This is a genomic window from Novosphingobium ginsenosidimutans (genome assembly GCF_007954425.1).
Classification (GTDB): Bacteria; Pseudomonadota; Alphaproteobacteria; order Sphingomonadales; family Sphingomonadaceae; genus Novosphingobium; species Novosphingobium ginsenosidimutans.
The window spans coordinates 1,476,401-1,490,342 of sequence record NZ_CP042345.1 but is presented as its reverse complement, the minus strand read 5'-3'; the positions used below and the strand labels follow the sequence as shown (position 1 = coordinate 1,490,342).

10 protein-coding genes are annotated in these 13,942 nt (G+C 65.2%); 4 read left to right on the top strand and 6 right to left on the bottom strand.

Annotation, left to right across the window (positions count from 1 at the left end; all coding sequences use genetic code 11):
* Nucleotides 1-6: 6 nt before the first annotated feature.
* From FRF71_RS07425 to lgt, 4 genes are all read right to left on the bottom strand, one after another.
* Complete coding sequence (locus FRF71_RS07425; RefSeq protein ID WP_147090006.1) at nucleotides 7-801, bottom strand: DUF1295 domain-containing protein; 795 nt, start codon at nucleotides 799-801, stop codon at nucleotides 7-9.
* The gene (locus FRF71_RS07420; protein WP_147090005.1) at nucleotides 794-1,447 is read right to left on the bottom strand and encodes a 1-acyl-sn-glycerol-3-phosphate acyltransferase; all 654 of its coding nucleotides are present in this window, start codon (nucleotides 1,445-1,447) and stop codon (nucleotides 794-796) included. Before FRF71_RS07420 ends, FRF71_RS07425 begins: the two co-directional genes overlap by 8 nt.
* A 94-nt stretch (nucleotides 1,448-1,541) precedes the next feature.
* Nucleotides 1,542-2,603, bottom strand: coding sequence for a class I SAM-dependent methyltransferase (locus FRF71_RS07415; RefSeq protein WP_147090004.1), 1,062 nt, complete (start codon nucleotides 2,601-2,603; stop codon nucleotides 1,542-1,544).
* Nucleotides 2,604-2,607: 4 nt separating this feature from the next.
* Nucleotides 2,608-3,468 (bottom strand): prolipoprotein diacylglyceryl transferase, encoded by an 861-nt coding sequence (lgt, locus tag FRF71_RS07410; protein WP_238339499.1) that lies wholly within the window; start codon nucleotides 3,466-3,468, stop codon nucleotides 2,608-2,610.
* Nucleotides 3,469-3,613: 145 nt separating this feature from the next.
* Between lgt and FRF71_RS07405 the strand changes: the two genes are divergently transcribed.
* Together FRF71_RS07405 and FRF71_RS07400 are read left to right on the top strand one after the other, a co-directional pair.
* Nucleotides 3,614-5,326 carry a class I adenylate-forming enzyme family protein gene (locus FRF71_RS07405; protein ID WP_147090003.1) on the top strand — a complete coding sequence of 571 codons (1,713 nt, stop codon included), beginning with the start codon at nucleotides 3,614-3,616 and terminating at the stop codon, nucleotides 5,324-5,326.
* Nucleotides 5,323-8,067, top strand: coding sequence for a [protein-PII] uridylyltransferase (locus FRF71_RS07400; RefSeq protein WP_147090002.1), 2,745 nt, complete (start codon nucleotides 5,323-5,325; stop codon nucleotides 8,065-8,067). Before FRF71_RS07405 ends, FRF71_RS07400 begins: the two co-directional genes overlap by 4 nt.
* Here FRF71_RS07400 and gltX read toward each other — a convergent pair.
* Nucleotides 8,064-9,389, bottom strand: a complete 1,326-nt coding sequence (gene gltX / locus FRF71_RS07395; RefSeq protein ID WP_147090001.1) for a glutamate--tRNA ligase — start codon at nucleotides 9,387-9,389, stop codon at nucleotides 8,064-8,066. The two genes, FRF71_RS07400 and gltX, sit on opposite strands and share 4 nt — an antisense overlap.
* A gap of 81 nt (nucleotides 9,390-9,470) precedes the next feature.
* Here gltX and FRF71_RS07390 point away from each other — a divergent pair, with 81 nt between their 5' ends.
* On the top strand, nucleotides 9,471-10,601 hold the full coding sequence (locus FRF71_RS07390) for a serine hydrolase domain-containing protein (RefSeq protein WP_147090000.1): 1,131 nt from the start codon (nucleotides 9,471-9,473) through the stop codon (nucleotides 10,599-10,601).
* Nucleotides 10,602-10,694: 93 nt separating this feature from the next.
* Nucleotides 10,695-11,831: a serine hydrolase gene (locus FRF71_RS07385; protein WP_161597902.1), complete on the top strand. Its 1,137-nt coding sequence runs from the start codon at nucleotides 10,695-10,697 to the stop codon at nucleotides 11,829-11,831.
* Between the two features lie 4 nt (nucleotides 11,832-11,835).
* On the opposite strand, the gene FRF71_RS07380 is transcribed toward FRF71_RS07385, so the two are convergent.
* On the bottom strand, nucleotides 11,836-13,806 hold the full coding sequence (locus FRF71_RS07380; protein WP_202878098.1) for a serine hydrolase domain-containing protein: 1,971 nt from the start codon (nucleotides 13,804-13,806) through the stop codon (nucleotides 11,836-11,838).
* Nucleotides 13,807-13,942 lie beyond the last annotated feature (136 nt).

The following is a 13,942-nucleotide window of genomic DNA, read 5'->3' as shown; positions in this document are numbered from 1 at the left end:
GCCATGTCAGTCCACTTTGGGCGGCCAGGGAATGAAACCTGAAGTGCGCTTGACATATTCGGCGTAGCCGGGCCGGGTCTTGGCCAGGCCTTTCTCGAGCAGCGGCTTGCCCGACCACTTGGTGAGCGTAAAGGTCAGGAACAGCGGCCCCGGCAGGCTGACCAGCGCGACCCACAATCCGGCATCGGCCGCCGCCAGCCAGATCCCCCACCAGACGCAGCAATCGCCGAAGTAATTGGGGTGGCGGGTATAGCGCCATAGGCCGGTGTCGAGCACCTTGCCCTTGCTAGCAGGATCCTTGCGAAAAGCGGTAAGCTGGGCATCGCCGACCACCTCGAACACCATGCCGAGCAGCCACAGGGCTGCACCGGCAAGCGCCAGGGGCCCAAGCGGAGCAGGTGCGCCGCTGGCCAGTACGCCCAGCTGGGCGGGCAGACAGGTCAGGTACAGCAGGAAGGCCTGCGGGCCGAAGACCTTAGTCAACGCGGCCTGGGCAAAACGGCCCTGTTCCTTGGCCTTGCCCAGCATCCGGGCATAGCGCACGTCCTCCCCGTGGCCGCGCCAGCGGGTGTAGAGGTGCCAGAACAGCCGCAGCCCCCACAGCGCCGCCATGCCAGCGATCAGGTGGGCGCGGGTGTCCGGTTCCCCCAGTTGCAACCAGCTGGCCACGGCCAGCACCGCCATGCCGCCGCCCCAGATCGCATCGATGAAAGAGACGTCGTTGATCCGTACTGCGACCAGCCAGGCCGCAAGCAATGTGACAGCCGCGACTGCAGCATTGACCAGCATGGCTTCACCCATGGGCTTTCCCTTTCAAGCTTCCCGGCAGGCTTTCCGCCGCCGCTTCCTTCAGCGCCGCGGCCGAAGCAGCAAGCCGTTCGAACCGTAGGCAATCGGGCATGACCGAACGATAAAAGGCGGCGATCTTGGCCAGATCGGCCGCATAGTCCCCGGTCGGCATGATCGCCGGGCCGATCCCGCCCTTCATCGTGGCATTGTTGACCCAGGCTGGCACGATCGGCACCCCGGCACGCAGCGCGATGTGGTAGAAACCGGAACGCCAGGTTCCGTCGCTCCCGCGCGTCCCCTCGGGCGCGACCACCAGGGCGAGGTCCTCGGCCCGATCGAAATAGGCGGCGGTTTCCTCAACATAGTTGTTGTTGCGCTTGGACCGATCGACCGGCAGCCCGCCCATGTCATACATGAAGCGCTTGAGCGGTCCCTTGAACAGGCTGACCTTGCCCATGAAGCTGGGCTTGATCCCCAGCTTGTTGACCGTGCCGACAAAGAAGATGAAGTCCCAGTTGCTGGTGTGCGGCGCGCCGGTAATCACGAACTTGCGCGCGGCGGGCCGCTCGCCGGTGATGGTCCAGCCCTTCCAGCGATAGAGCCACAGCACCACCGCCTGGGTGACGCGGGAGAGCAGAGTTGGGCGACGATCGGTCATTGCCGCACCGTTCTGCCCAAATTGCGGCAGTGGTCTACCTGTCCATTAGGGCAGTCCACAGGAACCGATTGCTGCCCGATGCGGTTTGACCGCTTCAGCCTGAAAAACCGGCCCCGCCGGGCCAGCCTGGTCCGGCCAGGCCCATCACCTTGAACAGCAGCCCCATCTGCCCGTCCCCGATCAGCCGGTCCCGAGCTACCTGCAGCGCGGCAGCGTGCTGCGGAGCGGAAGCGGAGAGCGCCTCGGTGCGCGCCTCGATCCCCAGCGCGCGCAGCCAGCGGCCCTGCGGAACGGTGCCGATCCAGCGCGCTCCGCGCGATTCCGCGATTGGGACGAGCGCGGCGAAATCGACGTGGGCAGTAAGGTCGGCCTCGCCCGGATTGACGAAGGGGTCGACCTTGAGGTGTGCGCGGACGGCCTGGAGCGTCGAGCCATCGCGGGGGCTGTCATGGCCATAGTCGATGAATAGCGCCGCGCCGCCCTGATCCTTCAAACGCCCGGCCACTTCGTAAACCGTCGCTGCCGCACCGGGGCACAGTTCATAGATCGTGCCATCTGGCGCATCACGGCGCGCATCGGGCACGGCCGGGTCCATCGGTTGCGGCCCGGCTATGCAGGCAAAGCGATCGCCATCGGGTACGACCATCCGCTCGCGCCAGCCTTCCGCCGTCTTGACCAGTTGCCGCACCGGCAAGGCATCGAGGAACTCGTTGGCGACGACCAGCAAGGGGCCGTGGTCGGGTATGGTCGACAGATCGTGGTGCCACTGCGCGCCCGGAACGGTCGCCAACTGGACATCGCGCAGCGCGGCCGAAGCCTCGACCAGGTGCACCGACGGCTCCAGCCCATGCCGCCCGGCGGCGCGCAAGGCATCGCGCGCCAGGGTGCCGCGGCCGGGACCAAGCTCGACGTAGTGAACCGTCTGCTTGCGCCCGGCGTTGATCCACATGTCCGCCAGCCACAGCCCGATCAGCTCACCGAACATCTGACTGATTTCCGGTGCGGTGACGAAGTCGCCAGCAGTGCCGAGCGGGTCGCGGCTGGCGTAGTAGCGGGCATTGGCCTCGCCCATGTAGTGCATCAGGCTGATCGGCCCGGTGCTGGCGATCAAGCGGCGGAAGATCGCCGCCAGGCTTTCTCCCCCTGCTTGCGTCATGGGTTCAGGCCTTGGCGCTGCCCAGCGGCGGGCGGACCAGCGCCCGGGCCATGAACACCAGACCAACCAGGACCAGCGGGATCGTCAGCCACTGGCCCATCGACAGGCCGGTGCGCAGCGCGAACTCGCTGAGCTGGGCGTCCGGCTCGCGGAAGTACTCGGCAACAAAGCGGCACAGGCCAAGGCCCACCGCAAAGACCGAGCCAATCAGGCCGGGGCGGAAGCGCGCATTGGTCTTCCAGAACAGCGTCAACATGACGATCATCATCAGCAGGCCTTCGAGCCCCGCCTGGTAAAGCTGGCTGGGATGGCGCGCGTAAGGCCCGGCATCGGGAAAGACCATCGCCCAGGCGATCGGGCTTTCGGCAACGCGGCCCCACAGCTCGCCATTCACGAAATTGGCGAGGCGGCCAAACAGCATGCCGAACGGCACGACCACCGCCACATAATCAATCACCCGCAAGAACGAGAGGCCTCCGCGCCAGGCGACCCACCACATGGCGATCACCGTGCCGACCAGGCCGCCATGGAAACTCATGCCGCCGTTCCACAATTTGAGCAGGTCAAGCGGGTTCGACCACAGCTCAGGCGCATAGAAGGTGGCATACCCCAGCCGCCCGCCGATGATGATGCCGAGCGTGCAATAGAAGAACAGGTCATCAAGGTGCCGCTGCGCCATTGGTGCGCCGGGTGCCTTGATCATTTTTGCAATGTGCCAATAGCCCAACAGGATTCCGGCCAGGTAAGCGAGGCTGTACCACCGTAGCTGGAACGACCCGATTTCAAACAGGTAGGGCTTGAGCCCCAGGTCCACCCAGTGGATCGGTTCGGAACCGGCCGCTACGGCGAGCGCTAGTGACAGCACGCAATGAACTCCCTAAATGGGTGCAGTCAGAAGAGATTCCGGCGCACCCGCTGCGCGGCCTTCTGGCACAGACGAAGCCGGGAAACAAACCTGGCGCGGACGCCAGAATGGGGGGCGTCCCTCAACATGAGGATAAGGATGTTGCATGCCGAGTGAACTCGACAATGCCCTGAACAGCGTCATCACCGCGCTGACTGCCCCAGGCGCTCCGCTCGAAACGACCGAGATCGAAAGGTTTGGCCGTCATTTGCCGATGCTCAAGAACGCGCCGCCATCGCTGGCGCACCTGTTCGAGCATTACTGCGCGCAACATGGCGCGGCGGAATTCATCATTGATGGCGACATGCGCCTATCGTTCCTTGACGTCTATGCGGCTGCGCGCACGGTCGCGGGCGGGCTGGTTGTTGGCCACGGCGTGCAGAAGGGGGACCGGATCGGGATCGCCGCGCGCAATTCGGCCAACTGGATCGTGGCCTATATGGCCGTACTGATGGCCGGCGGGTGCGCCACGCTTTTGAACGGCTGGTGGACGGGCGAAGAACTGGCCGGTGGGATCGAGCTGGCGGGCTGCAAGATCACCCTGGTCGATGCCCAACGCGGCGAGCGGCTGGCCGGCTTCTCCTACCCCGGCAAGCAGGTAACCATCCGCCATGACTGCCCGTGGCAGGAAGGCCTGTCCGAACTGCTCGCCCATGGCGGCGGGGCCGATACCCCCTTGCCCGAGCTGACGGGCGATGACCTGGCAACGATCCTCTACACCTCGGGTTCAACCGGGCAGTCGAAGGGTGCCTATTGCGACCATCGCGGCGTCGTCCAAGGGACGATGAACTATGCTGCGCAAACGCTGATGGTCTTCACCTACCTCGGCTCGAAGGGCGAGGCGCCGAGCAGCCAGCCGTGCAGCCTGGTCAACGTGCCGCTGTTCCACGTGACCGGCGAAGTGCCGCTGTTCCTCCAGTCTTTCGCGATCGGCCGCAAGCTGGTCCTGATGCCCAAGTGGAACGCCGAAGAGGCGATGCGGCTGATCGAAAAGGAAAAGGTCTCCTACTTTGTCGGCGTCCCGCTGATGAGCTTCGAGATCGCCAGTCATCCGAACCGGCACAAGTACGACCTTTCCAGCTGCACCGCCTTTGCCGCCGGCGGGGCACCGCGTCCGGTCGATCACGTCAAGAAAATCCGCGACGAACTTCCCAATGCCTTCCCGCTACTTGGCTATGGCTTGACCGAGACCAACGGCGTCGGCTGCGGGAACTTCAATGAGAATTACCTGGCCAAGCCCGGCTCGACCGGCACGGCCTCCAAGCCGCTGGTCGAACTCGGCATCCTCAATGATGCTGGCGAGTGCCTGCCAGCCGGCGAGATCGGCGAAGTCGCAATCCGCTCGATCTGCAACTTCCTAGGCTATTGGAACAACACCGAGGCGACCCAGGCAGCGATCATGCCCGACGGGTTCTTCCGCACGGGTGACCTCGGCTACCTCGACGAGGACGGCTATCTGTTCATCGTCGACCGCAAGAAGGACATCATCATCCGCGGCGGTGAGAACATCAGCTGCATCGAGGTAGAACAGGCGATCTATGCCCACCCAAAGGTTTCCGAATGCAGCGTCTTCGGCATGCCCGACGAACGCTTTGGCGAACTGCCGACCGGCGTGTTTCTGGCCAAGGAAGGCGAGCACTTGACGGAAGAGGAGCTGCGCGAGTTCCTGAAAGCCAACATCGCCGCCTTCAAGGTCCCTGTTCGGCTGTGGCAGGAGAACGAGACGCTGCCCCGGCTCGGCACCGAAAAGGTTGACAAGCGGACGCTCAAGGCCCGTTACCTGACGGTGTGGGAAAGCGAGCAGAAGAGCACGGCTTGAGCCGGAATAGCATCCCGGACCAGCGCGCGATCATTGACCGGCGCGCGCTGGCCGGGGCGATCACCGATTTGGTGGCGGACAAGGGCGGTGCTGCCGCCCGCCCGGCCGTGGTCGAGGCCCTGCGCGGCGCACTCGCCAGCGGCCGCGAAGAGATCGCGCGTCGTCTGACTGCCAGGCCCAGCGCCGGGCATGACTGTGCCGAGGCCCAGGCCTTCCTGGTCGATCAGCTCGTCCGGGTGATCCACGATCACGTCGTTGCCGATATCTATCCCTCCGGCAATCGTTCGGTTGGCGAACGGCTCGCCATCATGGCGGTGGGCGGCTATGGCCGCGGCGAAATGGCTCCGCATTCGGATGTCGACATCGCCTTCCTGACCCCGATCAAGCAGACGCCCTGGTGCGAGCAAGTGATCGAGGCAATCCTCTATTTCCTGTGGGACCTTGGCTTCAAGGTGGGCCATTCCAGCCGCTCGCTTGACGAAATGGTGCGGATGGCGCGCGGCGACCTGACGATCCGCACCGCCCTGCTTGAAGGACGCTATGTCTGGGGTGACCAGGCGCTGTTCGATGAGGCCCAGGCTCGTTTCCGCGCCGAAGTCGTCGCCGGGACCGAGCGCGATTTCATCACCGAGAAGCTGGCCGAGCGCAACGAGCGGCACAAGCGGCTGGGCGACAGCCGCTATGTCGTCGAACCCAACGTGAAAGAAGGCAAGGGCGGCCTGCGCGACCTGCACACGCTCTATTGGATCGGCAAGTACCTCCACAAGGTGCGCGACCCATCAGAGCTCGTTACCGTCGGCCTGCTGACCCCGGCTGAATACCGCAAGTTCCGACGGGCCGAGGACTTCTTCTGGGCAGTGCGCTGCCACCTCCACACCATCACGCGCCGCGCCGAAGACCGGCTGACTTTCGACCTCCAGCGCGAGGTTGCGGGGCGGATGCAGTTTGCCGAGCGCCCGGGCAAAAGCGCGGTCGAGCGGTTCATGCAGTACTTCTTCCTCCAGGCAAAAACGGTCGGCCACCTCACCGGGCTGTTCCTGGCCCAGTTGGAAGAGCAATCGGGCAAGAAGCAACCCCGCGGGCTGCTGGCGGGCTTCCGCGCGCGGCGGCGGATGGTGGGCGGCTATCCGGTGTTCGGCGGGCGGATCAACGTGCCCGGCGATGGCTGGTTTGCCGAAGATCCGGTCCGCCTGCTCGAGATCTTCGTGCTGGCCGACAGCCATGGGTTCGAACTGCACCCCGAAGCGATGCGGCTGGCGGTGCGCGATGCCCGCCTGATTGATCCGCTGCGCAAGGACCCGCGCGCCAACGCTCTGTTCCTTGACCTCCTGACCAGCCGCCACGATCCCGAGAATGCGCTGCGCTGGCTCAACGAAGCCGGTGTGTTTGGCCGCTTCGTGCCCGATTTCGGCCGGGTCAACGCGCAGATGCAGTTCGACATGTATCACCACTACACGGTCGACGAGCATACCATCCGCGCGATTGGCCTCCTCGCGCGGATTGAGCGCGGCGAAATGAAGCAGGATCATCCGCTTGCCACCGCGCTGGTCCACAAGATCGTCAACCGCCGCGCGCTCTATGCCTCTGTGCTACTCCACGACATCGCCAAGGGGCGGCGCGGCGATCATTCGGTGTTGGGGGCAGACGTGGCGCTGAAGCTGTGCCCGCGCTTCGGGCTGGACGAAAAGGAGACCGAGCTGGTCTCCTGGCTGGTGCGCAATCACCTGGCAATGAGCGCCACCGCCTTCAAGCGCGACCTGGCCGACTGGAAAACGATCACCGACTTCGTTGCGCAGGTGCAGTCGATCGAGCGCCTGCGGCTGCTTGCACTGCTGACCATCGTCGATATCCGCGCGGTCGGCCCGGGGGTCTGGAACGGCTGGAAACGCCAGTTGATCCATGTACTCTACGAAGCCGGCGAAGAGCGGTTACGGTTGGGCCATGTCCAGCACGGCCGGGCTGAGCGGATCGCCGCCAAGCAGGCTGCCGTGGCCGAATTGCTGGGCGCGAAGGCCAGCCTGGTGAAATCAGCCGGCAAGCAGCTGGGCGATGCCTATTGGATCGCCGAGCCGGACGATATCATTGCGAAGAACCTGATCCAGTTCGATGCCGCCGCCGGCAAGGAACTTGATGTCCATACCGAATACTATGCCGCGCGCGGAGCGACGCTGGTGACCGTGATTGCAGCCGACCACCCGGGGCTGTTCTACCGCATTGCCGGTGGCATCCATCTGGCCGGCGGCAACATCATCGATGCGCGCATTCACACCGCCCGCAACGGTACAGCGGTCGACAACTTCCTGGTCCAGGACCCGCTCGGTCGGCCCTTCTCGGAAGAAGGTCAGCTCGCCCGGATCCGCACGATGATCGGCGATGCACTCGGCGGCAAGATCAAGCTGGTGCCCCAGCTGGCTGCCCGCCCCCTTGCCCGCCCGCGTGCCGATGCCTTCGAAGTGCGTCCGCGCGTCGAATTCGACAACCAGGCCAGCAACCGCTTCACCGTGGTCGAAATCAGCGCGCGCGATCGTCCGGCCCTGCTCAACCGCCTCGCCCGCGCACTGTTCGAAGGCAAGCTGATCGTCCATTCCGCCCATATCGCCACCTATGGCGAGCGCGCGGTCGATACCTTCTATGTCACCGACCTGTTTGGCGAGAAGATCGATGGCACGCAGCGGATGAAGGCGATCGAGAAGCGGCTGCTTGAAGCAGCTGACGAACAGGTCGCCGAAATCGCCGCCTAGGCCGCGGCGCGCAGCCGTTCGAGCGCGGCGTCCTGGCCGATCAGCGGCAGCAGCGCGGCCATCTCGGGTCCGTGGTCCTGCCCGGTCAGTGCCTGGCGCAACGGCAGGAACAGCGGCTTGCCCTTGCGTCCGGTCTGCTCCTTGAGGGCGGCGGTCAGCGCAGCCCAATCAGCCCCGACCTGTTCCAGCACCGCAGCGGCTGCCGCAAGGTAGGCACGGTCCTCGTCCGACTGCGCGGGGGCGGCAATCGGCCCGGTCACCACCTGCCACCAGTCGGCCGCTTCGGACAGGCGCGCCAGGTTCGGACGGATCGTTTCCCACGCCGCATCGTCCATCCCGGCGGGGAGGCGATGGGCCACCGCCGCAAAGGGCAGGCGGTGGATGATCGCAGCGTTGACGCGGGCCAGTTCGGTCTCGTCGAACCGGGCCGGTGCGCGGCCGAAATGGGCCAGGTTGAAATTTGCCGCCAGTGCATCGGCATCCAGCGCCGGATCGACCGGATCGGAGGTGCCGAGCCGCGCCAGCAGGGCAATCACGGCCTGCGGCTCGATTCCGCTCTCGCGCAGTTCGGCCATGCCGAGCGAGCCGAGCCGCTTCGAAAGCTTGCCTTCGGCCCCGACCAGTAACGCCTCGTGCGCGAACTTTGGCGCTTCGGCCCCGAGCGCGGTGAACATCTGCACCTGCGCCGCCGTGTTTGAAACGTGATCTTCGCCGCGCAGCACATGGCTGATTCCCATGTCGACATCGTCGATTGCCGAAGGGAGCATGTAAAGCCACGACCCATCGGCGCGGCGCACCACCGGATCCGACATCTGGCGCGGGTCGAAATGCTGGGGACCGCGAATGCCGTCGGTCCATTCAATCGGCTGATCGTGATCCAGCAGGAAGCGCCAGTGCGGGCGTTCGCCAGCCGCTGCCTTGGCGACATGATCGGCCTCGCTTAGCGCCAGCGCAGCGCGGTCGTAGATCGGCGGCAGGCCCCGGCCGAGCAGGACCTTGCGCTTCAGCTCCAGCTCCTGCGCCGTCTCGTAACAGCGATAGACCCGGCCCGCCGCGACCAGTTTCTGGAACTCGTGTTCGTAGAGGTCGAACCGGGCCGACTGGCGCTCTTCCCCATCGGGGACCAGCCCAAGCCAGGCGAGGTCGGCGCGGATCGCCTCGACATATTCCTCGCGGCTGCGCTCCTTGTCGGTATCGTCGATCCGCAGCAGGAAGCGCCCGCCAGCCTGCTTCGACAACAGCCAGTTGTGCAGCGCCGTGCGGACATTGCCGACATGCAGCGTTCCGGTTGGCGAGGGGGCGAAGCGGGTGGTGACGGTCATTGCCCCGCGTCCCTACCCGCGCAAGTCGCCTGCTGCAATGATGCTTCCCCTTCGCGCCCGCCATCGCTAGCTTCACGCGCCATGAGCCAGACCACACCCTTTGCCGCCGCCTTTGCCGAAGCCAACTTGCCCGGAGCCGTGGGCCTGATCGTCGACCGCGGCGGGGTACGCCATGCAGAAGTGCTGGGCCACGCTGACCTCGCCAGCGGCGTGCCGATGCAGCTCGACACGGTCTGCCAGATCGCCTCGATGACCAAAGCGCTGGTTTCGACCGGTGCCATGCAGCTTGTTGAGCAGGGCCGGCTCGAGCTTGATGCCGATGTTGGCGCACTGCTGCCAGAACTGGCAAATCCACAAGTGCTGACTGGGTTTGACGCGGACGGAAAGCCCCAGCTCCGCCCAGCCACGCGCGCGATTACCCTGCGCCACTTGCTGACTCACACCGCCGGCCTTGGCTATTTCTTCGTGCACCCGGAAGTGCTGCAGTACTTCAACGCGGTGGGAATGCCGATGCCCGGCAGCCGTGCTTCGGTGACCATGCCGCTGATGTTCGATCCTGGCGAGCGCTGGGAATACTCGGTCGCGACCGACTGGGTCGGCCTGGCGATCGAGGCGGCGACCGGTGAACGGCTCAACGATTACCTGAACGCCAATCTGTTTGAGCCGCTCGGCATGACCAGTACGGCCTTCCGGGAGACGCTCCCGGCTGACGCCGCGCGGGTCCATGTCCGCGCCGGGGAGACGCTGTCGCCCGTCGATATCTACCTCGGTGGCGGCGAGTTCGATGGCGGCGGCGGCGGCATCACTTCGACCGCGCCCGACTATGCCCAGTTCGTGCGGATGGTGCTGAACGGCGGCGAGCTGGAGGGTAAGCGCGTGCTCAGCACGGCGACAATTGCCGAGATGAGCCGCAACCAGGTTGCCCCCTTGCGCGCCGGCTACATGGGCAGCGCCATGCCGCAGCTTGCGGCGCCCTATGATACCTTCCCCGATCAGCACACCGGCTGGGGCCTGGGCTTCCTGATCAACCCCGAAAAGGGTCCCAATGGCCGCTCGCCGGGGAGCTTGGCCTGGGCCGGGATCTTCAATTCCTATTACTGGATCGATCCAGTGGCCGGGCTTGGCGGGGTCTTTGTCAGCCAGCTTCAACCCTTTGGCGACAAGGGTGCCCTCGCCTGCTTCGGGGCGCTGGAGGCCATGGCCTACGCCTGACGAAAAAGCCGTACGGAGCCTTGCTCCAAAGGGGTGCGGTGTGGATAATGCTGCCCGCAACCTATGCTGATTGAGCGTAACAACCCCGTATCTATGAACGACCGCCTCGGCTCGCGGCGCGGGCAGGTTCATCCGCGTCGCTGGCTGGCGGCGGGTGCAGCGGTGCTGACCTTGGCAGGCCTTGGCTCCTACGCATTTGGCACCGCCACCGGCGGCGCTCCGGCTTTCGTGCTGGACCTTGAGGAAGTGGGCAAGCGCCCCACCCCGCCGCTATTCCAGGCCGATTGCTCGGCCCAGCCGGCGGCCTTGCAGGCGGAACTCTCACGCATTGCCGCCAGCTTCGAAGGCCAGGTCGGCATTGCGGTGACCAAGGCGGGCTGCGACTGGACCGTCGGGGCAAGGCTTGACCAGCATTTTCCGCAGCAGTCCGTGTCCAAGCTATGGGTGGCGATGTCGGTGCTCGATGCTGTCGACAACGGGCGCATGCGGCTCGACCAGCAGATTACCATCACGCCGCGCGACCTGACCCTGTTCAATCAGCCGCTGCAATGGGAAGTGCTCGACAAGGGGGTGATCGCGCGACCGGTCCAGATGCTGATGGCAAACGCCCTCTCGCTGTCCGACAACACTGCCAACGACCGCCTGCTCTGGACCGTCGGAGGTCCTAATCACGTCCGCGCTTTCCTCAAGAGCCGTGAGATTGCCGGCATCCGCTTCGGCCCTGGTGAACGGCTGCTCCAGAGCGCCGCAGCCGGCCTGACCTGGTCGCCCGAACTTGCCGCTGGTCGCAACTTCGAACAGGCCCGCGCCCGCCTGCCCAAGGAAGTGCGCGAGGCGGCGCTTGCCAAGTATGTCGCCGATCCGATGGACGGCGCGACCCCTGCAGGCATGGCCCAGGCCCTCGCCCGCCTTGCCAAGGGTGAGCTTTTGTCCGAGCAATCGACCAAGCTGCTGCTCGATACGATGGGCAAGTCGCGCAGCGGGCCGATGCGACTAAAGGCCGGGCTGCCCCCGGGCTGGAAGGCCTTCCACAAGACCGGAACCGGTCAGGAGCTTGGTTCACTTGCCACTGGCTACAACGACGTTGCCGTGGTCGAGGCACCGGACGGCTCGTACTATGGGGTTGCCGTTCTGATCGGCCAGACCCACCAGCCGATCCGCGCACGAATGGAAATGATGCAATCGGTCTCCGCCGCACTGGCGCGCTGGCACGAGCTGCGGACGTCCTGAGTCCTTAACCCTCGGTGTAGATATAGACGTGCTGGGGGTCGCGCAGCGTCAAGGTCCGCTTGCCCTGGTCGTCCTTTCCAACCAGCACGTCAAAGCCAAACACGTGGCCGCCGGTGCCAACTAGGCTGGCGGTCCCATCCGGATTGCGCTGCACGGCCACGGGACCGGAGAGCTCCCCGAAGGTCACCATCGCCTCCCCCTTTGCACCAGTGCTGAATGACACGTCACCCAACTCGGCATTACGATAGCGCGGCGCAAGACCGAGCGCGTCAAACGCCGCGCGCCCAAGTGTGAGCTTGTCTCGCAGCGTATGGCGTCCGCTTGCAACATTGCGTCCGGCCGCAGCCAGCCTTGCCGCAGCTTCATCACGGCCATCGTAAAGCAGTTCAACCAGCTTGCGCAGCGCCGGTTCGATCAGCGGATTGCCATCTTCCGAATTGGTCAGCAGCACCAGCCCCACCCCGCTGTCAGGCAGCGCGTACCAGTTGCTCTTGTACCCGGCCATGCTGCCGCCGTGATAGACGAAGTCCAGGCCATAGCGGCGACGGGTCGAAAGTCCCATTCCGTACCAGCTATCCTCGCCATCACGGACATTGTGCGCCCGCCTGGCCAATAGATTCTCAGCACTGACCAGGCGCTTGCCGGACGGGGTGATCCCCTTGTTGAGTTCCAGCATCACATACTGCGCTACGTCATGCGCGCTCGACCAGGCCCCGCCAGCCGGGCGGTAAGGGATCACGTGGCTGTTGAAGGTCTGGTCGAACACCTCGACCTGGTCGTCGAGGCCAACCTGGGTCGGGGCCGCATAATTGCCTTTGGTGGCAATGGCAAAGTCGAAGGTCGTGTCCTTCATCCCAAGCGGCGCAAAGATCCGCTCGCGCATGGCCCGGTCGAAGGCCGCGCCCAGCTCAAGCTTCGGATAGGCCAGGTGCCCGCCAAGATAGCCGGCCGCCGAAGCCATCAGGTTGTTGTACTGGAAGACTTCGCCGAAGCCCGAAGTCGGCTGAGTTGCCGCGAGCTGTCTGAAGGTGTCGGCAGCCGGCGTCGTGGCGCGGCCAGCGATGATCCATTCGACATCCTTGCGCGGCAGACCCGTGCACGCGCAAACCAGGTGCTTGACCAGCACCGATCTGGTCACCGCGTCACTACCTAGCCGGAAGCTGGGATAGAGCGCCGTGACCGGCTGGTCCCACTGGAGCTTGCCCTCATCGGCCAGGGTCGAAAGCAAGAGCGTAGCCATGCCCTTAGTGTTCGACGCAATCATGAAGCGCGTATGGGCATCAACCGGCGCCTTGCCGCGCGGATCGCGCAGCCCGAGGCCGCCCTCCCAGACCACTTTGCCGCCTTCGATCAGAGCCATGCCCACGCCGGGCACCTTGAGCTGGTCCATCCCGCTACGCACAAAAGACTTGAGCGCCTCGATCCGTTCCGGCGTCAGGGGATTGGCCTTTTTGCCGGAGAAGTCCTCCTTGACGAAGCCAGCCGGACGGAGCGACGCCGACATAGTGCCGAGCGCAGCGCCGCGCTTGCCGAGCGTGGCCTGAGATCCATCGGCGATCAGCACGACCCAGCGATCGCCGCGGCGGTAGGCTGCGGCCAGTGCAAAACGGTTCTGCGCCGGGGGCACTTCGAAATAGCTGGTGGTGCGTTCGTCCCAGCCATCGGTGGCGGCGGGACGGACCGTTTCCTCGATCGTGAGACCAGCGAGGCTGGGGACGAGCGCCGTGGCAGCGGAAACTGCGGCGGCGGCATCTGCCGCTGGACCAAGGTCAACCACCGTCACCGTGAAATCGCCTTCCGGTGCGACGACCTTGGTCAGGTTGCCTGATTGATTGACCGACCAGTCGCGCACAGCGGTGAAGCCCGCCACTTCGCCCACTTTGATCGGGCTGTCGGCAGGCAACGGCTGAGCCGCTAGCGGCGTTGCACAAAGGATGGCGGCCAGCGCGGCGCTGGCGAGGAAACGGTGGAACATCGATTCTCCCCCATTGGAATGCAGCTGCGCTCGTTGGCGCGACAAGCGACCGATCAGGAGAAGATGTCAGAAATACCGATGCACGCAAACGAAAAACCCCGCCGGAGCGATCCGGCGGGGTCTTCGTTTACCCGTC